We start from the raw sequence: 21,536 nt of genomic DNA on the forward strand, positions 1-21,536 counted from the left end.
ATCTCACCGCACAGCCTTGGCGCGGACCAAGACACTCCTGAGCTTCTTCCGTGTATTCCCGCATCTTCTGGTGGGTACATCTCGCCTGGGCGAGCATCGGGTTTGTTCGGCTGTATATTGTCCTCGACCGGCGCCCCCGGGAGGCGAGGCTTGTTCAGGATCTGATCGTAGCGGGCGTATACCTGGGGGTTAGCCTTGCCATCGTTGGGTTCGTATTCGGCGCGCCTATTCGAACTTTGGTCGCCACCTCTGGCGTTGTTGCGATTATTCTCGGCCTCGCTCTGCAAAACACACTTAGCGATCTATTCTCAGGCATAGCGCTCACGCTCGGTAGGCCATTCTCTATTGGCGATTGGATACAGCTGGCGGACGGAACAGAAGGCCGCGTGGTCCAAAACAACTGGAGCTCCACGCAAGTTTTGACACCTGCCAACAATTTCGTTGTCTTGCCAAACAGTACATTGGCGAAAATCGGCCTAACCAATCTTACTCGGCCAGACGAAACCCATCTCATAGTTCTCGCAGTTCGAATCGCCGTCGGCAGGCGTCCGTCCGAGGTGGAGAGCGTACTCAAAGCAGCGTTATTGACCTGCGAAAATATCGTCCAGACGCCCCCTCCGATTGTCGCACTAAAGGGTATCGACGCCATCGCCATCGACGTTGAACTGCAGTTTCGGATCACAGCGCCAGCTGGCCGAACGCCTGCGCGCAACGAAGTCACAGATGTCGTCCATCAGCATTGCTCTGAAAACAACCTCTCGCTCGGCCCCTCAGCACAGAATTCGCTGTTCCTCCCGCGTCACCGGACGACAGTCGAACGAGTCGGCGACCTGAAGGGTATCGAACCGGCGGCCACAATACTAAAAACCGATACCACTGAAAATCCTTACCTTCACCTTCAACGTATTGATATGAAGATCCCTCATATCGCGCGGGCCACAACCGGCCTCGGCTTATCCCGCGGATCTGGCCCAACGCCCTGGGCAAACTAATCCACGTGGCATTTCGGCTGAGAGGAACCTTCTTGCGATCATCATCACTTCTTGGCAGTAATGATCTGGGCGCTTATCCCACCTTCGATTGGGCCTGGTCCGAAACGAGCGGCGAGCGCTGATTCAATGGCCTCGGTTACCGCCTGCAATCCGCCAGGTTCACGCGCCAAGATTTCGCCGGCTAGCGGAGTACCCTGACAATACCCAATCGCTGCGCTGCCTGCGGTTGTCGCTCGAGCTACCTTTGTCACAGTTTCGGCAACAGCTGTTGTGAAACCGGCTTCTAGCAGCGCAGCGATGATCGCCTGCGTGTCATAATAGCCGTGTGGCGTGCGCTCCATGAAGCGCGGGGGGGCTTCTGGGTAGCGCTCGGTAAGCACTTGCGTGGCAACGGTCACGAACGCATTGGCCGAAATCTGGTCCCAGACCGCAAACAGGTAAACGCCGCCGTCCTTCAGCACCCGGCGTACCTCTCGGTAGCTCTCCAACTTATCAGCAAAAAACATAACGCCGAACTGGCAGACAACCACATCAAAGCTGTCATCTTCAAAGGGCAGCGCCAACGCGTCCGCCTGCCTGAATGTCACCTGATCACTAGCGCCCAGCAGGCCAGCAGCGAGATCGAGCATCGGCTGATTGAGATCGGTCGCGATGATCCGGGCGGAGGGTGCTAGCCGTGTCGCAAGCACCCTTGTCACCACACCAGTTCCTGCGGCGATCTCGAGTACCTTCCGGGGATCGAGGGACGCAGTGCGTTTCGCCATTTCCTCCGCATAAGGCTCGAAGATCATCGACACCATATGCTCCTGGTAGAGGGCCGGAATGGCGCCCGCGAAGACCTTGTCTGTTCCTGTCATGACAACCTCGTCCTGTTGCGAAGAACTTTACGCCTAGTTCTCCTCTGGCGGAAGGCTCAAAGGACGGTCCGGCTCCCCAAGAACCGTATTCTCGACCACCACATGTAATTTGCTTGAATTGAGGTTCGACGGCCCCGTGTCTGAGGCACCTTGTTGGATGGATCGGGTGTTTTTGCCGCCCAAGGTGCTGCAAAAGACCTCCAAAACTGCAGGTCAGCCAACCCGGTTTTCAAGACGAAATCGATCTTCGCTCGAAAGAATCGACAGTAAGATGGCCAGCCCGCTGACGCCGGTTGCACAAGAATAAAATTGACTCGCGATCACTTTAGGAGCCAGCTGATCCAGGTTGAAACGGGGGAGGAGCCCGACATGCCGACTTTCATCATAGAGCGCGATATTCCTGGTGCCCACAAACTGACCGCGGAAAATCTTTGCGAAATCTCAGCCAAGTCGAACGATGTCGTTTCGAACCTGGACATCCCGTACAAGTGGATCACTAGCTATGTCGCTGGCGATAAGATCTATTGCGTTCATGAGGCTCCAAGTGCTGATGACATTCGACGGCACGCGGAGTTGGGTGGCTTTCCAGCGAACAAAATTACAGAAGTGTCCGCCATCATTGGACCAGAGACCGCAGCTTCTGCAGCCTAAGCTTGTCTTCCGACTGTGTAAAACTCGCAATACCATCTCTGGAGCGTCGCAGTTCTCAACCTCACCGCGTCGGTAAAAAAGAGCGTACGAGATCAGCGGCGAGGAGGAGCCGCGTTCGCCTTGAACGGATCCGAACCGTCGCCGATTAGATGGGATCATCCTGAGTTTCCGAGCTACGGCGTCATGCACTATGCGCACTTTCGTCACGTGCCGATGTTGGGGAGGCACGTAGCGTCCCAGCCCACATCAAGCACGTGCGGGGCCGCCCGTCAGACTTGCAAAACCACACGCCCCATTGTTTCGCCTGCTTCCAATGCCCGGTGCGCGTCACCGACGCCCTCAAACGAAACGACGCGGTCGATGTGCGCTCGTAGTTTGCCCCGATCGACCATCTCGGCGACTGCATCCAGGACCTTTACCTGCCTAAGCCTGTTCCTGTGATCCCTGGCTATTTGTGGTAGACCGATATTGACGAACGAGATGTCGAGGTTTTTCCATTCGGCCAGCGCGTTTCCGCCCATTGGCCAGTCCGAAACCACGGTGTTCACTAACTGGCCGTACGGCGTGACGTGTTCGAAGCTTCGAGCGAAGTTCCCATGCCCGACGAAGTCGAACACGACGTCAGCGCCGTCCTTGCCACTCCAGGACCTCAGCTTCTCGTTCACATCCTCACTCCGATAACGGATCGCCAGTTCGGCACCCATCGCAAGGGCGAACTCCGCTTTGACTTCATTCGATACCGTGGTGGCAATCCGGGCCCCGATAGACGCGAGATACTGAATGGCGATATGCCCTAAACCGCCCGCGCCTCCATGCACCAGGACATGGTCGCCCACCTTCACGTTCCCTTTGTCGAAGACGGCTTCCCAGGCGGTCAGCCCGACCACCGGAAGCGCAGCGGCCTGCACGAAGTCCAGGCTTTTCGGTTTCTTGGACACGTATGCGCCGTGGACAACCTTGTATTCCGCATAGCTGCCGGGATTACCCGGATAGCCGCCGTCGATGTACCAGACTTCGTCTCCGACCATGACCCCGTTAACCGCTTGACCGATCTCATCGACCACGCCAACTCCATCGATACCGAGGATCGTCGACGATCCGATCTCGGCCCCAGGGTCATGCCTTTCTCCGCTCTTCCTGTTCTGCCAGTCTGCGGGGTTGATGCCCGCGGCCCGTATTCGCACGAGGACATCGGAGGGTCCTATTTTCGGCTTGGCTATCTCCCGGACCTTCAGGACTTCAGGTCCGCCTGGAGCATCCATCACCAATGCCAGCATTGTATCAGACATCGCGCGCCACCCCGTCGCTATGCTCGATCGCTTTGATCAGCCTGTGGAGTTTGACAGCATCGCCGAACGTCGGACCCTGGCCAGTGCCAAACTGGAGGTCGGAAGCAAACAGTTCGTAGAGCTTCCTCACGTTCCCCATCAGGACGTTTTCTTCAGGTCCGAAGTCGTCAGGCACGGAGATCGGGTGAAGCGTCTCGTTTGCCTGTGCCCCCATGAGCTTGAAGCCGCCTATCCCCACGTAGCCAACGGGGCTTGTCAGCAACAAGTCGCCTCTGGTGCCGTTAATCTCCACATGGAAATTGGTCGCACGTGACAGCCCGCCGCGGAAATGGCTCGTCACCAGACCGCCAGAGGTCAGCTTACCAGTAAAGGCAACCTGATCGGCGACGTCGAGCGGGACAATTTCCCTGCTATCGATCATCCGTATACTCGGACGACGACTGACCAATGTCCCCGACACGCTGAGAAAATCCTCATCGAGGGCGAACAGTAAGGCATCGATAGTGTGGGCGAACGGCACGTGCAGCATGCTTGCACCTTTGGAGGGGTCCAGCGTGTATCGGAATGCCTCCTCCAATTCTTCCCCCCAGGTTATCCCCGATCCGATGACAGATGCCGAAAGCACCTCGCCGAGATAGCCCTGCTTGATAAGACTGCGCATGTGACGAAGTGTCGGGTTCGCGCGGGTCTGAAGGCCGATCATCGCCGAAACACCTTTTTGCGCGGCCAGCGAGTTCATTGTTTCAGCATCCCGCAAGTTCATGCCGAGCGGCCATTCGGAAAACACCGACTTCCCGGCCTCGAGCGCGGCGGTCACGAGTTGAAGGTGTTCGGGAACCCTGACGGTGACCACCACGAGGTCCACTTCAGGGTGATGGACAAGCTCTTCAGTGGACGAGACCGCGTGGTCGAAGCCGAACTTTTCGGCGGATGCTTTTGCGGTTTCGATCCGGCTGTGGCTCAGCGCCGAAAGGCGGTACTGAGGCAGGCCTCGCAGTGCGGGAACATGCGCGGTCGAGGCCCATCCCCGGTCAGTGTTAACACCTATGATACCAACTCTAATCGGTGAATGGGTCATTGGACGCGCTCCTTGGAAGCGATTTCCAGGATGGTTCGACGGAGCTCAAGCCTGGCGATCCGCCACTCGCCGCCTTCCAGGTGCCAGGTTTCATGGTAATGCCCGTACCCGTGCATGCTGGCGGGTCGTGTCTGGTCGACGCGCGGGAAAACCAGATAATCCTCCATCGACCAGATCGCGTTCACCTCGCGGTCGGAAACCCGTTCCATTTCGGCGTTGTGGACCTGATGGATCGTCTGCGCGCCTTCGAGATAACGGGCGCTCGTCGTCACGAAATCGTCCAACGACGCGAAGGCGTGTATCGTTTGCCCTTCGGTATCCATGAAGCGGATGTACGGCTCATTCAGGAACAGCTCCTGGAACTCGTCCCATTGTTTGGTGTCGATGTATCGGCAGTACCGAGCTTTCCTCGTTTCGATCTCGTGGAATACTTGATTGTCGTCTTGCATTTGAAGTCTCCTTTCTGATGCCTACATAGGACGCTCGCTCTGGACGGTTGAGATCGATCAGTCCTGTATTCTTGTCGAATCGTCCAATGGTCATCAGTTCATGGATACGCTTTCCAAAATCTTCGCCGCCCCGCGTATAAAAGGCGCCAAGTTCACCTGTCTGGAAGCGAGCGCGCCGTGGGGAATCTCTTCCCCGGGCGAGCGCGTCGTGAAATTCGTCCACGTTGTCGAAGGGGCGGCTGTGCTGACGACGCCCGACAGGGTCGAACCAACGCGGCTTCTAAGCGGAGACGTTTTCATCTTGCTCGACGAGACCGCATATAAAATCTTCGATAACGAACGCTCCCTCCTGATCGATTGCGTCGATATCGAGCGCGGCCGGGTCGGAGACCGAATAGAGTTCGGCGGCGGCGGAGCCACGACGACGTTCATCAGCGGATCATTCGAAATCGAGCGGCTTGAGCGCGACTCCGTCCTTGACGTGCTTCCGCGCTTTCTGCACCTCAAGAAAAGCGAGGGCCATACGACCGCTATCGCGTCGGTGCTCGAGATGTTGGCGATCGAAACCGCTAGTCCAGGCCTCGGGGCCGAGGCTGCCGTCGCTCGCCTTTTCGAGTTGCTGTTCATCCACGCCATACGCGCACATGTCGAAGACAGCAGCAGCCCCAAGCAGGGTTGGCTGGCCGCGGTGTCCGATAAGCGCCTGAAGTCTGTCATCGAGGCAATCCATGCCGACCCCGCAAGGGACTGGACCATCGAAAGACTGGCCCGAACCGCAGGCATGTCTCGGTCCGCCTTCGCCGTGCACTTCAAGAGCGTCCTCAGGCAAACACCCGTGGAATATCTCACAAGCTGGCGTGTGCATTTTGCCTCCACAATGCTTCTGAAATCGTCCGCACCGATTTCGGAAGTCGCCCGTAGGGCGGGATACGGTTCGGATGCCGCATTCAACAAAGTGTTCAAGCGCATCACGGGACACACTCCATCCATGTTCAAAAAGACAAAGGGCGAATCGCAAGATCAGAAGACAGGTCAAATGGTCTAGATCGACCGTCGTGCCGTTGAGGAATGTCTCGCCGCATTGGCAGTCACGTCGCTGATGAAGTTATGCAGACCGTGCTTTCGCTCGATCGCACCCGCGTGAGCGCGCCTCGACCGCCCAGCCCCATGAATATCACCTGCTGAAACGTATTCATCCCCGATCTCCCAGGAGATCGAGGGCCATCTCCCACAGTCTATGGGCGTTGGCACTGTTGAGGGCATATTCGGCCACACCTTCTAACTTCAGTTGAGGGCGACGGGGGACTATCGGAGCCTCAGCGCAGTTTTCGAAATAGCGCCCGTTCGTTCCTTCCACCAAGGGGGATGCCGCGAGCAGCACCGATGTGGCCGCGCCTTCCTCCGGAGTCTTACGGAGATGCTCGGGCGTACGCAGGCCTCCTGTGTGACGCTGCAGATTGGTAGCGATGGCTCCGGGATTGAGCGCGTTTGACACAATGCCGTCATCGGCCCAACGATCCTTGATGGCTACGGAAAGTAGTGTGCAAGCGGTCTTCGATTGGGCGTAGGCAAGGAGCGGATCGTAGGGAATGAAGTAGAAGTGCGGGTCGTCCCAGAATACCGGACCGAAGAGGCTGCCGCTGGAACTCACGGAGACCACGCGCGCTCCCTGAGCCAGTGCAAGGGAGCGGCGAAGACCGACAGTCAGAGCGAAATGCCCGAGGAAGTTCGTCGCGAACTGCATTTCCCAGTCCTGGGATGAGCGCTGGAGGTCCGGCAGCGCCATGATGCCCGCATTGTTGACGAGCGCATGCACTGGACCTTCCCAATCGTCGACGAAGCGGCAGACCGAGCTTAGGTCGGCGAGATCGAGTTGACGGACCTGGATGGCGGGATTGGCCGTCCTGATCCGGAGGTCCCTGGCGACCAACTCGGCATCGTCGGGACGACGGGCGGCAATGACCACGGAGGCTCCAGCGGCTGCGAGGGCCGCCGTCGTCTCCACGCCGATCCCGCTTGCGCCCCCGGTCACAATCATCGTCTTTCCCCGCAGATCGACACCGAGCAGAACGTCCGACGCTGTCGAATGGAATGCGAATGGGAGTTGAAGCATGTCAGCCTCCTTAGGAATGATGTCGCGGCCGGCTTGGCTAGCCGAACGTCACTCGGTTATCTTGACGAAACCCTGCTGGACGAGCTGGATCGTGCGCGCCATTGCATCCAGGTTGATCTTGATGCGGGGTAGGAGATCGGCATTGCCCCAGCCGTTCACCTTCGCAGTCGCGCCGCAGAGCTCGACCTTCACGCCGATGTCTATGAGGTCGGCGACAAGCTTCTTGTACGGGTTCCCGGTGGCGATGTTGCGCGACGTGTTGTAGGCGGCGTCGTCAAGCGTGACGTGGCCAGCGTTGGTGTGGAAGACGACGATCACCTCTGACGCGGCTTTCCAGTTAGCGATGTCGGTCGTGATCAGCTGAAGGTGGAATAGCGCTGCGGGCAGGTCGCCTTCGAATTCGAGCCCGCCGATGCTGTGGACTGATTTGACTTCCCGCAGTTCAACCGGAATATCGATGAACAAGGCGGTTTTTGTTTCTGACATGATCGTCTCCTAATAACTGGAATTTGTTGAGCGGATCGGTTCGGGACGCCCCGGCGGGGCGCCCCGATGGCGCGTATGGGCTTGGGAGGAGCGCGCCAGGAAAGGGAACAATCAATTGTGCAGTTCTTTGCGGCTACACGCCCTCGTATACGAGCCGCGTGAAGAAGCCCGGATCAATGACGAAGTTGCCCCACCTGGCATCGAATGCCGCAGTCGGCTTGGCGGCTACCGCCTCGTCGCGAGTCCTACCCTGACGCTTGAGCGTCGCCACGTTCTCGCGGACACCGACCAGCATGTCGCGAAACTCACGCAGCTCTTTGCGGTTGCTGACCGGGTTTCCGTGGCCTGGAATGATAATCGTCTTGTCCGTGGAGTTGGCAAGGTTCGCCTCGGACGCAGCAATCATGCCGTCGATGCCGCCGCCCGTTGAATGGTCGATGAATGGATATATCCCGTTCCAGTAGGTATCGCCGACATGCAGGACGTCCGCCTCGGCGAACATCACCGAAATGTCGCCATCGGTATGCGCCGGCCCGTAATATTTCAGGACAAGGGTCTCTCCATTGAGCTTGAGCGAATGCTCCTTTGAGAAGACGTGTTGCGGCACGCCGTTACGTTGGAGCGGGAGGAAATTGTAGTCCCAGTCTTCGACCCGTTGAACCTGAGACAGATATTTGCGGGTGTTCTCGTGCGCGATAATCTTGGTCCCGTCAGAGCCGATCCAGGCGTTTCCGTCAGCGTGGTCGAAATGCCAATGGGTGTTGATCAAATGTGTGACTGGCTGTGGCGAGATTTCGGTGAGAGCCTTCGTCATCTGCTCGCGGGATACGCTAATCCCGGCGTCGACCATGACGAGGCCGTCGTTTCCGTCCATCACGGCGATGTTGCCGCCGGAGCCCTCGAGGACGGTGATGCCGTTCCTGAGTTTATGGGCTGAGATGACAGACTTGGCGGCACTGTCCTTTATGAGGCTCACGAGGCCGCGGGCCTCCGCATAGGCTGCGCGGGGACTCATCCAGCCGCCCGTGGCAGCGAAACCGGCCGCGCCGATGCAGCAAAGGCAAAACCCACGACGGGAGAGCATGTGTTCGGACTTCATGACATACCTTTCCGAAGCCGGTCTCAGGCGAGCCGACCGCTTTCGAGCTGGAACTGATAAGATGGAGGGCAGGACTGGAATCCTGCCCAGGCGGTCAGGCTTTGATGAAGGCCAGAATGTCCGCATTGATCACGTCCGCATGGGTGGTGAACATCCCGTGCGGATAGCCGTCATAGACCTTGAGTTTTCCGTTCTTGAGCAGCTTGACGGAGAGTTCGGCGGAGTCTGCAATCGGCACCACCTGGTCGTCGCTGCCGTGCATCACCAGGACCGGGACGTCTATGGCCTGCAAGTCCTCGGTGAAATTGGTCTCAGAGAAGACCTTGATGCATTCGTAGTGGGCGTTCGCTCCGCCCATCATGCCTTGACGCCACCAATTGCGGATCGTCCCTTCGGCAATCTTGGCACCAGGACGGTTGAAGCCGTAGAACGGTCCGCTGGCGATATCTAGGTAAAGCTGCGCCCGGTTGGCGGCCAGAGCTGCTCGGTAACCATCGAACACCTCGATAGGAGTACCGCCAGGATTGTCAGCGGATTTGACCATCACAGGCGGAATGGCGGAGACGAGAACCGCTTTGGCGACCCGGCCCTTGCCGTGGCGGGCGACATACCTCGTGACTTCGCCGCCTCCCGTCGAATGGCCGACGTGGATCGCGTCGCGAAGGTCGAGCGCCTCAGCGAGGGCTGCGACATCGGCCGCGTAGGTATCCATGTCGTTGCCACCTGATGTCTGGCTCGAGCGACCATGGCCCCGTCGGTCATGCGCAACGACGCGGAATCCCTTGCTGAGAAAGTACAGCATCTGATTGTCCCAGTCGTCGGCGCTCAGCGGCCAGCCGTGGTGGAATACAATCGGCTGCCCGCTACCCCAGTCCTTGTAGAAAATCTGCGCGCCGTCCTTCGTCCTGATGCTGCTCATGGTCTCATTCCCTTCTTCAATGTCTGCTGTGGTTGAGTTCAACGACACCGTGGCGGCCATAGCCTCCAGAGGGAGCGTCGTGGCGAGTGCGAGAGCAGTGGCTCCGATCAGGACATCCCGTCTCGTCGCAGTGGGCATTGTCATTGTTGCGTCGACCGAATTCATGTCTCTTACCTCCGCGGGACGGACACAGGTCCTCTTTCGGCTTCCGGGTGTCTGCTGTCCGGATGCCGGGTTTTCTGCTGTGTCGAGATTGCGAATTGTCAGCCCAGGACCGGAGCCGCCGTTGCCCATTCTTTTCGGGTGGTTGGCGTGCCATCGATCATCTCGACAATGTCCTTGGATTTCGAAAGCGTCGTCATCAAAGACTTGGGTCCTTCGAACGGCCTGCCGCCGATATGCCACCCATCGGTGTGTAGTTCCTCGATAAGGACCCACACGACCTCGCGGAAGGCCTCGGAGCCTTCGAACTTGACCATGACGTCGGTCAGGGCCTTGGCAAGGGCGTGTTTCTCTTCCGGCGTGAAGACGCCGTCGACCAGTTTCACATTGACGAATGGCATGGCATCTTTCCTTTGTTCAGAGATGTGAAGGTGGCTCTAATCGGCGACGTCGATCACGATTTTGCCGTTGGCGGTCTTATTCTCGATTTCGGCGTATGCTTCCGCGATACTCTCGAAACTGAAGCGGCGTGGATCGACGAGAGGTGTAATCTTACCGGCTTCGGCTAGCCGCTTCGCTTCTCGCAGGATTTGCCCGTGATGGGCGCGCCCTTCCCCCGTCAGGATCGGCAGGAGCGTGAAGACGCCCGAGTAGCTTGCGGCACGGAAGGAGAGCGGGCCGAGTGAATGCGTGCCCCAACCGAGGCAGCTGACGACATGGCCGAAGCGAGTCACGGCGTTGAAAGCGGCGTCGATCCCAGCTCCGCCTACGGTGTCGTAGACGATGTCAAACCCGCGTCCGCCCGTATGGTCTTTCACATACTCTTCGACGGTCGTCTGATGGCGGTCGATCGCCGTGGCGCAAAGCTCTTCGATCTGGGTTTGCTTGGAGGCCTTGTCGACCGCGAAGACGTCAGCTCCGAAAGCCCGGGCAATCTGGATCGCGACGTGACCGACACCGCCTGCACCAAGCACGAGTACCTTCTGACGCGCTTGAACCTGCGCGCGATCGACGAGGCCTTCCCAAGCGGTGATGAAGACCAGCGGCAGCGCGGCCGCCTCGCGCATGGTCAGGTTCGTGGGCTTGGGGGCAAGCAGGTCCGCATCGACAGTGATGAAAGTCGCGAGCGAACCCTGGAGACCACCTACGCCCCCCGTCAGGCCGAACACCTCGTCCTGTGGTTTGAACGCGGTCACGCCGGGTCCGACGGCTTCGACAATCCCGGCGACGTCCATGCCGAGGATGGCTGGCAGTGGATGGCGGGCGTGGGGAGCCTGGCCGCTTTTGATCTTGAGGTCGAGCGGATTGACGCTGCTGGCCTTGACCCGAACCAGAACCTCGCCTGCCGCGGGCGCTGGGCAGACCATCGTTGTGCGGACGAGGGCGGAATTGGCTTCGTTCAGAACGAGAGCGTCCATGGTGGTGGCTTTTGTGGTCATCTGGGTGCCCTTCATGCGGTGTCGACGACTATCCGGCGACACGCAGAAGATGGCAGAGCGGCCCGCTCTCAGGCCAGTGAATCGTGGTGAAATCTTGTGGCCTATAGGTTCACGGAGACGCAGGAGAGGTCAGGACATCTCAGCCAAAAGAGTCTTGGCCGCCACCACGTCGGCCGAATCGAAGCCCTCGGTGAACCGGTTGTATACCGACGCCAACGCCGCACGTGCCCGAGCGGTGTCCCCTTGTTCGCGTATCAACCTTGCCATACTGGTTGTCGCTCGCAGTTCCCAGGACAGGGCATCCTGCGTCTCCGCCAACTGGATCGAATAGCGATAGCATTGTTCAACGAGATCCAGGTCCTCGCCCCCTCGTCTGAGCACATCACCTTTCAGACGGTAGAGTTCCGCAATGCACCAGAGCTCGCTTGTTGTTTCGCTGTCACTAATCGCCGCCTCGACCAAAGAACGCGCTTCAACATATTGTCCGAGCGAGGAGAGACCTTCTGCCAAATATCCAAGAAATCTGACCTTGTAGAGGTTGAAAAGCTTTGCCTGACGCAGTTCGGCTAATCCGTTTCGGAGGAGAGGCACCCCGCGCTCGTGTGCCCCCAGCTCGATCAGCAGAGCTGCCTTCCAACAGCGGCTGAACACCTCCCATGGGCCGAGCGAATTCGCCGACGCTACGTCGAAAAGCTCTGTTATCGCAGAATCTGCCGCCGCCAGGTCCCCGACGTGTACGAAGACTGGGCACGACCAACGCGCCAGGGCTTCACATAACGAGATCGCATGGCCCGAACTCCGCGCTGCCTGAACGGCCGTACTTACAGCGTTCATGGCCTGCTCTGGAAAACCCTGTATCCAGAGCAGCTGAGCGGGCTGAATTCGTGCCGAGACCGACTGGCCGAACCTGAAACGCACTGAGTTCGGGGACGATATTTCAGCCGAGACATCGTGCGCCAACATGAGATCCGCATGATGACGAGAACCCCGGAAATCACCCATGCAGAACAGGGTCATACTGAGCATGCGGTCACCGATAAAACGATCAAGCCCACTCTTGGCAATAACGACGAAACGTTCTGCGCTGCCCAGGGACGAGCGATATTCACCCATACCCACCTGCGCTACCCACAGGCCCCAGAGCGCTTCCGCCTGAGCGTCGAGGTCGCCCAGTTCTTCCGATACCTCCAGTGCCTTGGCAAACGCGGCTATCGCTTGCGGCGCAAAACCGATCTTGAAAGCTTGAGATAGCCCGAGCGCTCTGTAGAGCTGCATGATGTGACGCGCGTGCTTGTTTCTTGTCACTCCGGGGGCGATGCCCAGCAGCGCGCGTTGGACGTTGGTCAGGCACTCGTCGACGAGAGAAAGCTGATACCAAATCGGAATGGCGGCGACGGTGACCTCAAGGCCAACTTCCAGATCGCCCTGGTCCGAGTACGCCCAGTCCAGAACGGAGCGCACGTTGTTGAGATGGATCTCATACCGCGACAGCCATTCTTCGCTCGACAGGGATTCGACTTCCTCCTGCGAATGTTTGAGGATTTCGAGTAGATAGGCCGCCAGTTGCCGCATGACGGCATTGAGTTCTCCTTCCTCGCGAACTTTGTCCAGGACGAAGGCCCGTGTCGTGTCGAGCAAACGATATCGCGCGGCAGTGCGCTGAGCATCGACGGCAACCAGGGATTTCGCGACGAGGTCCGCAAGATGACCCGGTATATCGCGCTCGGGGGCGGAAGGGTCAGACGCAATCGCAACAGCCGCTTCCCGTCCAAAATCGCCAGCGAACATTGCGAGTCGACGTAGGACTCTTCGCTCCCCCTCAGACAGCGCCCCATAGCTCCAGTCGATCATCGCAGCCAGGGTTTGATGGCGGGGCAGAGCGGTGCGCCGTCCACCTGTCAGCAACCGCAAGCGATCGTTCAGAAGTTCCGCGATGCCGCGCGTGCCAAACGCCTCCACCCGTGCCGCCGCGAGCTCAATGGCGAGTGCGATGCCGTCGAGTTGGCGGCATATGTGCGCGACGACAGGCGCTTCGTCATCATCGAAAAGGTAACCGCTTCCAGACGACGCCGCTCTATCGACGAACAAGCGAATAGCAGGGAACTCCAACGCGTCGGCGGCAGTCAAACCCGCGGCCGATGGCGGCATATCCAGCGGTGGGAGCCGATAGACACTTTCACCTTCCACCCGCAAAGCCTCTCGGCTGGTGGCAAGAATGCTGATTTCCGGAGCCTGACGGAGTAAGGTTTCGACGAGCCGAGCAGTGGCTTCGAGAACGAGTTCGCAACTGTCGAATACGAGGATCATGTGCTTTGCACGAAGGTATTCGACCAGGGACCCGGTCGGATCGCGCGATGTCTCAGGGAGACGAAGCAACGAAGCCAGGACAGAAGGGACGAGTTGCGGATTCGTGACCGGTGCCAGGTCAACATAGCACAGACCATGCCTATGCAATGAAGCCAGATGTTCCGCTACGCAAAGACCTACGGTTGTCTTTCCTATGCCGCCTGGTCCGACGATCGTCACCAGCCGAGACCTTAGGAAACGCCCTTCGACGATCATGATTGGCTCTTCACGTCCTATGGCTTGGGTCAGCTGTCTTGGAAGGTTGTTCGGCGCGGTTGTCGCCTCGGGTTCTTCTTGGACGCGGGAACGGACGAGAGGCGCAACGAAACGGTAGCCGCGTGAAGGAACGGCGGCGATGAAACGGGGGGCCGCTTGATCGTCGCCGAGCACTTTGCGGAGCAATGCGATCTGCGCTCTGAGGTTGGATTCCTCCACCGTGGCGTTTGGCCAGGCCCGCGCGGTCAGTTCGTCCTTCGTTACCAGTTCACCCGATTGCTCGGTCAATGCGATGAGTATTTCGAGAGCTCGGGAGCCAACGGCGACGGGCTCGTCGTCTTTCAGCAACAGATGCCGCACCGGATAGAGGACGAACGAACCGAAGGCGGTCGCTTCACCAGCCGCGAGCGTGACATTCGGTGGCGCTTCCCCTTGCATTAAGTCCTTCTCTGATGACTGAGCGCTTCGAGCCCTAAGTATGAAGTAAAGTCTCGATGAAAGGCAATGTTAGCTTGTCGAAATACTTGAAGCGGGCGACCGCTCGAACCAAAATTGTAATATACGAGAGGGATGAAGAAGGGCGTCGATCTATTATTGCGCAACTTCTATGTCCCATGCCATTGGCGCGGAGAACGCACAACGGCTAGCCATGGTATGTCAGGGTCTTGTAATGTCGATACCGGTCAGCCTCGCGGTTGCCTGCCATAACAACTCGGCTCTTTGCGGGTCGATCGCGTAGGGTCTTACCCCGAAGGAACTGTCCTGATCCACGGGTGCGACATCACAGTTTTCGCAGTACACGCCCCCTATCGAGTCCAGCATTGGCGAGGTTGCGCACCAGACGGTCGTCGCCGCGCCTTGCTCCACGGTTTTCATATCCCGTGTGGGATCAATGATGGGTGTGCCGTCCGCCGCAAGAACTGCAAAAGCATCAAGTTCCGCGCGCGTCAGGTGCTGGATCCCCGGCGTGATTATCATTCCAGGGTGTACAGAAAACGCGCGGATGCCATGGTGCCGCCCCCGCTCGTCCAGCGAGACAGCAAGAAGTGCATTTGCTGTCTTTGACTGGCCGTAGGCCATCCATTTGTCGTAGGGACGCCGGACGAAATCAAGGTCGTCGAGATCGACGTCACACAAGTGATGTGCCCGAGACGAGAGGACAACGACTCGAGACTTGGGTGCGGCAAGCAGTGCAGGCCACACCAAGGCGGTGAGCCGAAAGTGTCCAAGATAGTTGGCGGAAAAATGGCGCTCATGGCCATCGATGTCGCGAATTAGCGGCTTTGCCATCACACCCGCATTGAGAATCAAAATATCAAGTCGGCTTTGGCGCTTGAGAAATGCTGCGGCGAATCTTTCAATTGACGGGCGGTCGAACAGATCAATGTGCTCCACCTCCACGCCAGCAATCCCCTTCAAGGCGGCTCGGGCGGCCACCGGGTCTATCGCGGTTACGCAGACACTTGCGCCGCGTGCCGCGAGCACTCTAACTGTCTCCAGGCCCAGACCGGAGGAGCCACCGGTTACCAATGCAACCCGCCCTGTGAGATCTACGCCAACAGCAGCTTCCGCCGCAGTTGCGGCAGGTCCGAAAAGCGTGTGAAGGGAGGTTTGAACTGCTCGCATCTTTGCCCCACCCTTTCAATTGCGGTTCGCTAAATCCACATGGAACCTAAAGCCCGTTTCCGCTCGATGTCGCCAGTCGATGTTATACAGGCCAGCACCGGATTTCGCTACGCTCCGATGAATTCCTGATCGACCTCGCCCCTCATCTACTGTGTTGTCATTAAGTGATCGGGCGTGTCGACGAATTCTAGCGGCGGTATCCAATCCGGATAGGCATCGTCTCTTGTACCGGTCGCGACACTGTCTCGGCATCTCTGATCCGGCGCAATAGTCCCGAGTGCAGGTCTTTGGCGGGATGACACAGAGCCTTCCAGACTTCTTTCGCCTTGAAGAGAAGCGAACCCGCGGAAGGTAGGTGACGAGTTGAACATCATCGAAATATTGGTCGGAGCACCTTAAACTTGCAGGATATTTGGCGCCCCGTCTGATCGTCAGGAAGGCAATGCCGTTTCACACAAAACCTGGAGGCTGCGCAGTAACAGGGACGCCATTCGGAGGAGACTCGCCGCCCTTGCGAATGTTCTATGATTGCTGCGGAACGAACACAGCACGGCCAAAGCAAGCTATACGAGATTAGGATGCGCCTTGAAATCCACACCATGTCCCGTTTGGTCGCGCTGGCAATTCATGCCGTCAGACAGTTCACCGATGCACGCCGGGACAAGCGTAAACAGGGCTACACTATGGCGATCTGAACTAGACGCCAGCGCACGCCAGATAGGCGGCGCTTGCCGTCAGGAGTGCTGCGAGCAGCCTGTTCATCACTCTGATTTTCGAGGGATCGGCTACCCAACGGCGAAGGAAGGTTCCGGCAATTGCCCAACATCCGATAGAGAGGTAGCAAACGATAAAGTAGATGGTCGCGAAGGTCAGAAGCCGGTCAACATCTGCGCCTGCCGAGAAGACGCCCATTCCGGCGATCGATGCAAGCCAGGCCTTTGGATTGAGCCATTGTAGCAACGCTCCATCCACGGCGCTCGGTGCATTCCCCGTCCGCCCTGGAGACATTGCCCCACCGTCGGTCGCAAGGCCAACTGCCATATATATGAGGAACAGGACACCTGCCCAGCGGACAACGGCGAGCAGATTGGGAAGCCAGCTGATGGCGGCGCTCAATCCAAGGCCGACAAAAACCAGCAGGACGACGAACCCTATTGTTGCCCCTGTGACGAACCACATCGACCGGACAAATCCATGTCGCATCCCGGCCGACATCGCAACAATATTGACGGGCCCGGGCGAGATGGAGGCCGCCAGCGAGAAGGCTGCCATGGAAAACAGCAAGGCAGGAGTCATGATCCCGATCCCTTCAAGTTTCGAGTTGTTTGCAATGATCCCGACGACCCATGTTTGCCGCCATGGCTGAGGAACGAGGCAATGGATCGCTCTATTGTTGTCGCGCGCGCTACCGGGGCCATGTGAGTCTCCTCTTCAAGAACAATGACCCGGACGCCGCAATCGCGCAAAGCGGCCTCAACGATTGCCTCGGCAAAAAACTGGTCCCGGCTACCCCCGATAATGAGCGTACGAGTATGGAACGGTACCGCGTCGGTCCCAGGCGGTTCGCTTCGGAGCATAGCGTCGAGATATCGAACAATAACCTCTGGCTTGCCGAACCGCTGCAACATGCGATTTCCGCCAATGCACACTCGCAAACCCACCAGCCAGTTAAGCAAGGGATTTCGGAACATGGAGGTGAATTCTTTCAACAAGCCTCTCATATCCCCGGCCTCAACCAATTCGATCTGGCGTCTCAGGATACGCTTTCCCTCGGTCGAAAAACGACGGGCGCTTGCTACCAGGATAAGTCTGTCGATTTTTTCAGGCGAACGCGCCGCGAGGTGAGAGGCGATAACGCCGCCATAGGAGATGCCCACCACATCCGCTCGCCCGCCGAAGTGTCGATCGATAATTTCCGCAGTATCATCCGCCAGCCCCTCGACCGTTACGGTAGTGGGGTTCGGATCGTAGCCGACGAGAACGATACTCCGGTCGTTCGGTAGCAGCCGTTTCAGGCGCCTGATGTCCTTCGACAAACGTTTGCGGCCTGGCGTCATCATGAAACCCTGGCCACCGTTAATCACGAGGATTGGGTTCCGGCCACTGCCGATCCGTGCAAACGGAACCCGTCCCAGAAATGTACCTGTCTCTATAGTATGCATGATTAGACAACCGAACGGATGGATCGCGACGCCTACGGTTTATCCCGTCGCCATGATCCTGTTATTTGAACACATGAAGGGCGGCATGCTGGAGAAGCATGATCGTCTTGCCGTCCCGAATGCGCCCATCCCCGATCATTTCCAGCGCTTCATCTATCGTTGGTTCGAGGCGCTCGATATCCTCGTCTTCATCCGCGTTTCCACCGCCGTCGGATACCTGGTCCGCGGCTGAATAGGAACCAATGAAGAAGTGAAGCCTCTCGGTCACCGAGCCAGGGCTCATGAAGGCATCGAAAATCTGGCGCACATCGCTGACCCGATATCCGGTTTCCTCCTCGACCTCCGCCTTGATCCGATCCTCCGGACTGGCATTGTCCAGAAGACCGGCCGGAGCCTCGGTCAGAAGATCATCGTGGCCATTCACGTAGGCCGGGTAGCGAAACTGCCGGGTCAGAAGGACCGTACGACGCTCAAGGTCGTAGAGAAGGATCGTCGCACCATTGCCGCGATCATAGGTTTCCCGACTTTGCCGCTGCCAGGTCCCGTCCCCTCGCAGGAAGCTGAACGTTGTCTTCTTCAGAATGTACCAGTCGTTGGAGAGCGTAGTGACCTCTTCAACCTTGACCCGATCAGATATTGTCATGCTCGTCTCCGCTGCACATAATTGCATGGTATTGCATGAATTTATATTTCGTGCAATAAGCCGCAAAACAGCGCGAGGACGTGATGCTGACGAGCGAAAGAAAAGCCCTTATCCTTGAGACCCTTGGAACCACCGGCCGCGTGGTCGCGAAAGAGCTCAGCCTGACGCTGGGCCTGTCGGAAGATACGATCCGTCGCGACCTCCGCGAGCTCGCCGCGGAAGGTCTGCTTCAACGGGTCCATGGTGGAGCGCTACCAGCATCCAAAGCACTCGCTGACCTCCCCAGCCGAAGGAACATTTCCGTCGAGGACAAGACGGCCATCGCGAAGGCGGCGGCAGCGATGGTCAGGAACGACCAGATCATATTCCTGGATGGCGGGACCAGCACCGTCGCGGTCGCCCGTGCCCTTCCGATGCAACTCCGTGCGACCGTTGTCACGCACAGCCCCGATATAGTGGTCGCGCTGTCCGACCACCAAGGCGTCGAAGTGGAGCTCGTCGGCGGCCGCATCTACAAGCACTCCAACGTGGCAGTGGGCTCCGTGGCCAGTGAGGGTATCTCCCACATCCGCGCCGACATTTTTTTCATGGGCGTAACCGGCATCCATCCCGACCATGGACTGACGACAGGCGACAGAGAAGAGGCGGCAATCAAACGCGCCATCAGTCGCCAGTCGGCGGAAACGATTGTCCTCGCATCGAAAGAGAAACTCGGCGCGGTGTCCGCTTACGATATCATCGGTCTTGATCAAATCGACGGGCTGATTGTGGAGAAGAGCTGCCCGAATGATCTCGTGGAGCCTTACAGATCCCGTGGGATCTCGATCACGCGCGCTCAGGCTTGAACAAATTGGTCAGGATGTTGGCGCGACCACGCCCAGCCTTATCCAAACAGAGCGAACCATGCCGTCCAACTTTGAGTGAACCCCTTGTCTCGAAATATACTCTTTCTCTTCCCGTTTTTTGCCTCTCTGCTCGCCGGCTGCCAGAGCGCACCGCCCGCGACGCCGATAGGCTATAACGGCACCACCAAAGATGGTGTGATGACGGCCAGGCCGTTGACGGATGCCGAGATGGCCAAAGCGATGAAATCGGCACAGCGTGCAAGTGACATGGCGCCAGCTATCGCGGCCGCAAATACCTTTGGAGGACTGGATCCAACCGGCATGACCCAAATGGCCGTCACTGCCGAAACCACCCGACGCATGCAGGATTTCCAGCAGTATGTCCCCGGCATGATGGCCGCAAACGTCCAGCGGTTGGAAGCCTATTGCAAGACGAACCCCAGATTCGACGCCTGCATCGAGTTTCGGAAAACCAAGGCCGAAATGAAAGCGCGTGGTCAGCGTATGCCGGACGGGTCCATTCCCAAGCCGTGATGGCGGCCGGATTTTAGTTAAGGCTCCAAACGGCCGATGAATCTGGGAAGAGAAGATGGTGAACATTCGCAAGGCAAAGACAACAGACATTCCGGCGATGAGCCGGGTGCTGACCGCCTCGATCACATCCCTTTGCATCGAGGATCATGGCAACGATTCAAGCCGCCTGCACCAGTGGACGAAAAACAAGTCCGAAGCAGGTGTCGGCGAAATGATGGACAATCAGGATCAAACGGTCTGGGTCGCAGAAGTCAGCGGCGAGATCGCTGCGGTCGGGGCAGTCGCAGGCGACAGCATCGTCCTCAACTACGTGGCTCCTGAGCATCGCTTTCAGGGGGTGAGCAAGGCACTGTTGGCCACTATGGAAGACTCGCTCCGCGATGCAGGCATATCGCTGGGAAAGCTGGTCAGCACCAGAACGGCGTTGCGCTTCTACCTCGCCTGCGGCTGGTCCGAGTTGGGACCCGGCGCTGGCGGAATCCGACTGGAAAAAATTCTTTGAAAGGCAAGACAACAAAGGCGTTTTTGGCGAATTGAGCAATGTTTAAATTCTTCGGCCGCCCGCTGCGGCCGGTTCTCGCCTCATCTGCTAAGGGTACCGGCCTCGCCTACAATGTCGAAACGCATGTCCACTATACGCAGGGATTCATTCCGCTCGTCAACGATGTCACACTGGCAAATGAGGCGACAGACGTGGCGAACAATCTGTTCGGTGCGGCCCATGTTCGAGCCGGCTCGAAACCGATGACGGCGTCGGAAGACTTCGCCCAGTTCCTCACCAGGGTTCCGGGGTGCTTCGTATTTCTTGGCAACGGTGAGAAGTCTGCACCGCTGCACAATCCGAACTATGATTTCAGTGACGCGGGACTGGTTCACGGCTTGCGGTTTCACGCGAGGATAGCGCGGCGTCGTTTGGCCATGTCGAATGGAGCGGAGACAAACCCTGGAGCCGCCGGAACGTAAACCGTTATCACCACCCGTCTAAGCGGCAGCAGTCCGTGATTTCAAACCTTGAAGAGAACCGGACCTTGGCATTGACCGCAAGTATTTTCAGCTATTTAGGCGATCCAGTGGCACCCACGATTTTCTGGCACTTTACGAACAGAATGCCCAGACCTCGGCAGGCCCGAGGACAGAGCAAGCCGGTCGGCCGTTGTTTCAGCCATGCGGCGTCGAGGTGGCGCTCGCCATCCCTCATCCTGCAGCTATCCGCGCGAGAGTTCATCAACTTGCGCCTGCGTGAGAGACGAGACCTTGAGGCCTCTGACCAGCAGGTAAAGTTTTGCGGTCTCTTCCAATTCTTCAGCTGCATATTGCGCGTCCAGCAATGATTTACCGGAAACAACCGGCCCGTGGTTTGCTAGAAGGACCGCATGCGCATGACTGATTTTGCGCTGGACAGCCGCTGCCAGCCTCACATCACCCGGCGGGAAATAATCGACGATCGGAAGCCTTCCGACGCGCATGACATAATAGGCGGTAAGCGGCGGAAGAGCGTCGGCACGATTGATTTCCGGCAGGATGCTGAGTGCAACCGCGTGAGTTGAATGAAGATGAACGACGGCGTTGGCAGCCCTGCGGTTGCAGTAAACGCACTGGTGCAGAAATGCTTCTTTTGTCGGTTTGTCGC

22 protein-coding genes and 1 pseudogene are annotated in these 21,536 nt (G+C 58.2%); 7 read left to right on the top strand and 16 right to left on the bottom strand.

Annotation, left to right across the window (positions count from 1 at the left end; all coding sequences use genetic code 11):
• The first annotated feature begins 50 nt into the window (after positions 1 to 50).
• Positions 51 to 992, top strand: a complete 942-nt coding sequence (locus tag ACI3K0_RS27600) for a mechanosensitive ion channel family protein (RefSeq protein ID WP_404946697.1) — start codon at positions 51 to 53, stop codon at positions 990 to 992.
• Between the two features lie 44 nt (positions 993 to 1,036).
• Here ACI3K0_RS27600 and ACI3K0_RS27605 read toward each other — a convergent pair whose 3' ends face one another.
• Positions 1,037 to 1,849, bottom strand: a complete 813-nt coding sequence (locus ACI3K0_RS27605; protein WP_404946698.1) for a class I SAM-dependent methyltransferase — start codon at positions 1,847 to 1,849, stop codon at positions 1,037 to 1,039.
• Positions 1,850 to 2,218: 369 nt separating this feature from the next.
• Between ACI3K0_RS27605 and ACI3K0_RS27610 the strand changes: the two genes are divergently transcribed.
• Positions 2,219 to 2,500, top strand: a complete 282-nt coding sequence (locus tag ACI3K0_RS27610) for a DUF4242 domain-containing protein (RefSeq protein WP_206828778.1) — start codon at positions 2,219 to 2,221, stop codon at positions 2,498 to 2,500.
• Between the two features lie 269 nt (positions 2,501 to 2,769).
• Here the strand turns inward: ACI3K0_RS27610 and ACI3K0_RS27615 are convergent, their stop codons facing one another.
• Genes ACI3K0_RS27615 through ACI3K0_RS27625 form a run of 3 tightly spaced genes read right to left on the bottom strand, consistent with a single transcriptional unit; the run spans position 2,770 to position 5,316 of the window.
• Positions 2,770 to 3,789, bottom strand: coding sequence for a zinc-binding dehydrogenase (locus tag ACI3K0_RS27615; protein WP_404946699.1), 1,020 nt, complete (start codon positions 3,787 to 3,789; stop codon positions 2,770 to 2,772).
• Positions 3,782 to 4,867 (bottom strand): Gfo/Idh/MocA family protein, encoded by a 1,086-nt coding sequence (locus ACI3K0_RS27620; protein WP_206828780.1) that lies wholly within the window; start codon positions 4,865 to 4,867, stop codon positions 3,782 to 3,784. Before ACI3K0_RS27620 ends, ACI3K0_RS27615 begins: the two co-directional genes overlap by 8 nt.
• On the bottom strand, positions 4,864 to 5,316 hold the full coding sequence (locus ACI3K0_RS27625) for a nuclear transport factor 2 family protein (RefSeq protein WP_404946700.1): 453 nt from the start codon (positions 5,314 to 5,316) through the stop codon (positions 4,864 to 4,866). The genes ACI3K0_RS27620 and ACI3K0_RS27625 overlap by 4 nt, the downstream gene beginning before the upstream one ends.
• A gap of 100 nt (positions 5,317 to 5,416) precedes the next feature.
• Between ACI3K0_RS27625 and ACI3K0_RS27630 the strand changes: the two genes are divergently transcribed.
• A complete protein-coding gene (locus ACI3K0_RS27630) occupies positions 5,417 to 6,361 on the top strand; it encodes a cupin domain-containing protein (RefSeq protein ID WP_404946701.1) in 945 nt (314 codons plus the stop codon).
• A 147-nt stretch (positions 6,362 to 6,508) separates the two neighbouring features.
• Here ACI3K0_RS27630 and ACI3K0_RS27635 read toward each other — a convergent pair whose 3' ends face one another.
• The 11 genes from ACI3K0_RS27635 to ACI3K0_RS27685 all read right to left on the bottom strand — a co-directional run bounded on the left by ACI3K0_RS27635 (position 6,509) and on the right by ACI3K0_RS27685 (position 18,527).
• Positions 6,509 to 7,354 (bottom strand): SDR family NAD(P)-dependent oxidoreductase, encoded by an 846-nt coding sequence (locus ACI3K0_RS27635; RefSeq protein ID WP_404946713.1) that lies wholly within the window; start codon positions 7,352 to 7,354, stop codon positions 6,509 to 6,511.
• A gap of 123 nt (positions 7,355 to 7,477) precedes the next feature.
• Positions 7,478 to 7,915, bottom strand: a complete 438-nt coding sequence (locus ACI3K0_RS27640; RefSeq protein ID WP_206828784.1) for a DsrE family protein — start codon at positions 7,913 to 7,915, stop codon at positions 7,478 to 7,480.
• 133 nt (positions 7,916 to 8,048) lie between these two features.
• Positions 8,049 to 9,014, bottom strand: coding sequence for an MBL fold metallo-hydrolase (locus ACI3K0_RS27645; protein WP_404946702.1), 966 nt, complete (start codon positions 9,012 to 9,014; stop codon positions 8,049 to 8,051).
• Between the two features lie 94 nt (positions 9,015 to 9,108).
• Positions 9,109 to 9,933, bottom strand: coding sequence for an alpha/beta fold hydrolase (locus ACI3K0_RS27650; RefSeq protein WP_206828799.1), 825 nt, complete (start codon positions 9,931 to 9,933; stop codon positions 9,109 to 9,111).
• A 263-nt stretch (positions 9,934 to 10,196) separates the two neighbouring features.
• Complete coding sequence (locus tag ACI3K0_RS27655) at positions 10,197 to 10,496, bottom strand: 4-oxalocrotonate tautomerase family protein (protein ID WP_206828786.1); 300 nt, start codon at positions 10,494 to 10,496, stop codon at positions 10,197 to 10,199.
• A gap of 36 nt (positions 10,497 to 10,532) precedes the next feature.
• Positions 10,533 to 11,534 carry a zinc-dependent alcohol dehydrogenase family protein gene (locus tag ACI3K0_RS27660; RefSeq protein WP_404946703.1) on the bottom strand — a complete coding sequence of 334 codons (1,002 nt, stop codon included), beginning with the start codon at positions 11,532 to 11,534 and terminating at the stop codon, positions 10,533 to 10,535.
• Positions 11,535 to 11,663: 129 nt separating this feature from the next.
• The gene (locus tag ACI3K0_RS27665; protein WP_404946704.1) at positions 11,664 to 14,534 is read right to left on the bottom strand and encodes an ATP-binding protein; all 2,871 of its coding nucleotides are present in this window, start codon (positions 14,532 to 14,534) and stop codon (positions 11,664 to 11,666) included.
• 219 nt (positions 14,535 to 14,753) lie between these two features.
• The gene (locus ACI3K0_RS27670; protein WP_404946705.1) at positions 14,754 to 15,722 is read right to left on the bottom strand and encodes an SDR family NAD(P)-dependent oxidoreductase; all 969 of its coding nucleotides are present in this window, start codon (positions 15,720 to 15,722) and stop codon (positions 14,754 to 14,756) included.
• A gap of 696 nt (positions 15,723 to 16,418) precedes the next feature.
• Entirely contained in the window at positions 16,419 to 17,018 is a 600-nt protein-coding gene (locus ACI3K0_RS27675) for a LysE family translocator (RefSeq protein WP_404946706.1), read from the bottom strand.
• Positions 17,015 to 17,806, bottom strand: a complete 792-nt coding sequence (locus ACI3K0_RS27680; RefSeq protein ID WP_404946707.1) for an alpha/beta fold hydrolase — start codon at positions 17,804 to 17,806, stop codon at positions 17,015 to 17,017. Before ACI3K0_RS27680 ends, ACI3K0_RS27675 begins: the two co-directional genes overlap by 4 nt.
• A 139-nt stretch (positions 17,807 to 17,945) precedes the next feature.
• Positions 17,946 to 18,527 carry an NUDIX domain-containing protein gene (locus tag ACI3K0_RS27685; RefSeq protein WP_404946708.1) on the bottom strand — a complete coding sequence of 194 codons (582 nt, stop codon included), beginning with the start codon at positions 18,525 to 18,527 and terminating at the stop codon, positions 17,946 to 17,948.
• Positions 18,528 to 18,610: 83 nt separating this feature from the next.
• On the opposite strand from ACI3K0_RS27685, the gene ACI3K0_RS27690 reads away from it, so the two are divergent.
• The 4 genes and pseudogenes from ACI3K0_RS27690 to ACI3K0_RS27705 all read left to right on the top strand — a co-directional run.
• Complete coding sequence (locus ACI3K0_RS27690; RefSeq protein WP_404946709.1) at positions 18,611 to 19,372, top strand: DeoR/GlpR family DNA-binding transcription regulator; 762 nt, start codon at positions 18,611 to 18,613, stop codon at positions 19,370 to 19,372.
• A gap of 84 nt (positions 19,373 to 19,456) precedes the next feature.
• Positions 19,457 to 19,906, top strand: coding sequence for a hypothetical protein (locus ACI3K0_RS27695; protein WP_404946710.1), 450 nt, complete (start codon positions 19,457 to 19,459; stop codon positions 19,904 to 19,906).
• Between the two features lie 55 nt (positions 19,907 to 19,961).
• A complete protein-coding gene (locus tag ACI3K0_RS27700) occupies positions 19,962 to 20,408 on the top strand; it encodes a GNAT family N-acetyltransferase (RefSeq protein WP_404946711.1) in 447 nt (148 codons plus the stop codon).
• Positions 20,409 to 20,494: 86 nt separating this feature from the next.
• Positions 20,495 to 20,869, top strand: a pseudogene (locus tag ACI3K0_RS27705) (M20/M25/M40 family metallo-hydrolase); the annotation flags it as partial.
• A gap of 242 nt (positions 20,870 to 21,111) precedes the next feature.
• On the opposite strand, the gene ACI3K0_RS27710 reads toward ACI3K0_RS27705, so the two are convergent.
• A partial coding sequence (locus tag ACI3K0_RS27710; RefSeq protein ID WP_404946712.1) for a class II aldolase/adducin family protein occupies positions 21,112 to 21,536 on the bottom strand: 425 nt, incomplete at its 5' end.

It is taken from the genome of Rhizobium sp. ZW T2_16 (assembly GCF_044987325.1).
GTDB classification, from domain to species: domain Bacteria; phylum Pseudomonadota; class Alphaproteobacteria; order Rhizobiales; family Rhizobiaceae; genus Neorhizobium; species Neorhizobium cellulosilyticum.

Coding starts and splice junctions, on each gene's coding strand:
- ACI3K0_RS27620 (WP_206828780.1), bottom strand. CDS start 4,867: ATGACCCATTCACCGATTAGAGTTGGTATCATAGGTGTTAACACTGAC.
- ACI3K0_RS27615 (WP_404946699.1), bottom strand. CDS start 3,789: ATGTCTGATACAATGCTGGCATTGGTGATGGATGCTCCAGGCGGACCT.
- ACI3K0_RS27645 (WP_404946702.1), bottom strand. CDS start 9,014: ATGAAGTCCGAACACATGCTCTCCCGTCGTGGGTTTTGCCTTTGCTGC.
- ACI3K0_RS27640 (WP_206828784.1), bottom strand. CDS start 7,915: ATGTCAGAAACAAAAACCGCCTTGTTCATCGATATTCCGGTTGAACTG.
- ACI3K0_RS27625 (WP_404946700.1), bottom strand. CDS start 5,316: ATGCAAGACGACAATCAAGTATTCCACGAGATCGAAACGAGGAAAGCT.
- ACI3K0_RS27635 (WP_404946713.1), bottom strand. CDS start 7,354: ATGATTGTGACCGGGGGCGCAAGCGGGATCGGCGTGGAGACGACGGCG.
- ACI3K0_RS27690 (WP_404946709.1), top strand. CDS start 18,611: ATGCTGACGAGCGAAAGAAAAGCCCTTATCCTTGAGACCCTTGGAACC.
- ACI3K0_RS27700 (WP_404946711.1), top strand. CDS start 19,962: ATGGTGAACATTCGCAAGGCAAAGACAACAGACATTCCGGCGATGAGC.
- ACI3K0_RS27655 (WP_206828786.1), bottom strand. CDS start 10,496: ATGCCATTCGTCAATGTGAAACTGGTCGACGGCGTCTTCACGCCGGAA.
- ACI3K0_RS27660 (WP_404946703.1), bottom strand. CDS start 11,534: ATGACCACAAAAGCCACCACCATGGACGCTCTCGTTCTGAACGAAGCC.
- ACI3K0_RS27665 (WP_404946704.1), bottom strand. CDS start 14,534: ATGCAAGGGGAAGCGCCACCGAATGTCACGCTCGCGGCTGGTGAAGCG.
- ACI3K0_RS27650 (WP_206828799.1), bottom strand. CDS start 9,933: ATGAGCAGCATCAGGACGAAGGACGGCGCGCAGATTTTCTACAAGGAC.
- ACI3K0_RS27675 (WP_404946706.1), bottom strand. CDS start 17,018: ATGACTCCTGCCTTGCTGTTTTCCATGGCAGCCTTCTCGCTGGCGGCC.
- ACI3K0_RS27605 (WP_404946698.1), bottom strand. CDS start 1,849: ATGACAGGAACAGACAAGGTCTTCGCGGGCGCCATTCCGGCCCTCTAC.
- ACI3K0_RS27685 (WP_404946708.1), bottom strand. CDS start 18,527: ATGACAATATCTGATCGGGTCAAGGTTGAAGAGGTCACTACGCTCTCC.
- ACI3K0_RS27630 (WP_404946701.1), top strand. CDS start 5,417: ATGGATACGCTTTCCAAAATCTTCGCCGCCCCGCGTATAAAAGGCGCC.
- ACI3K0_RS27670 (WP_404946705.1), bottom strand. CDS start 15,722: ATGCGAGCAGTTCAAACCTCCCTTCACACGCTTTTCGGACCTGCCGCA.
- ACI3K0_RS27610 (WP_206828778.1), top strand. CDS start 2,219: ATGCCGACTTTCATCATAGAGCGCGATATTCCTGGTGCCCACAAACTG.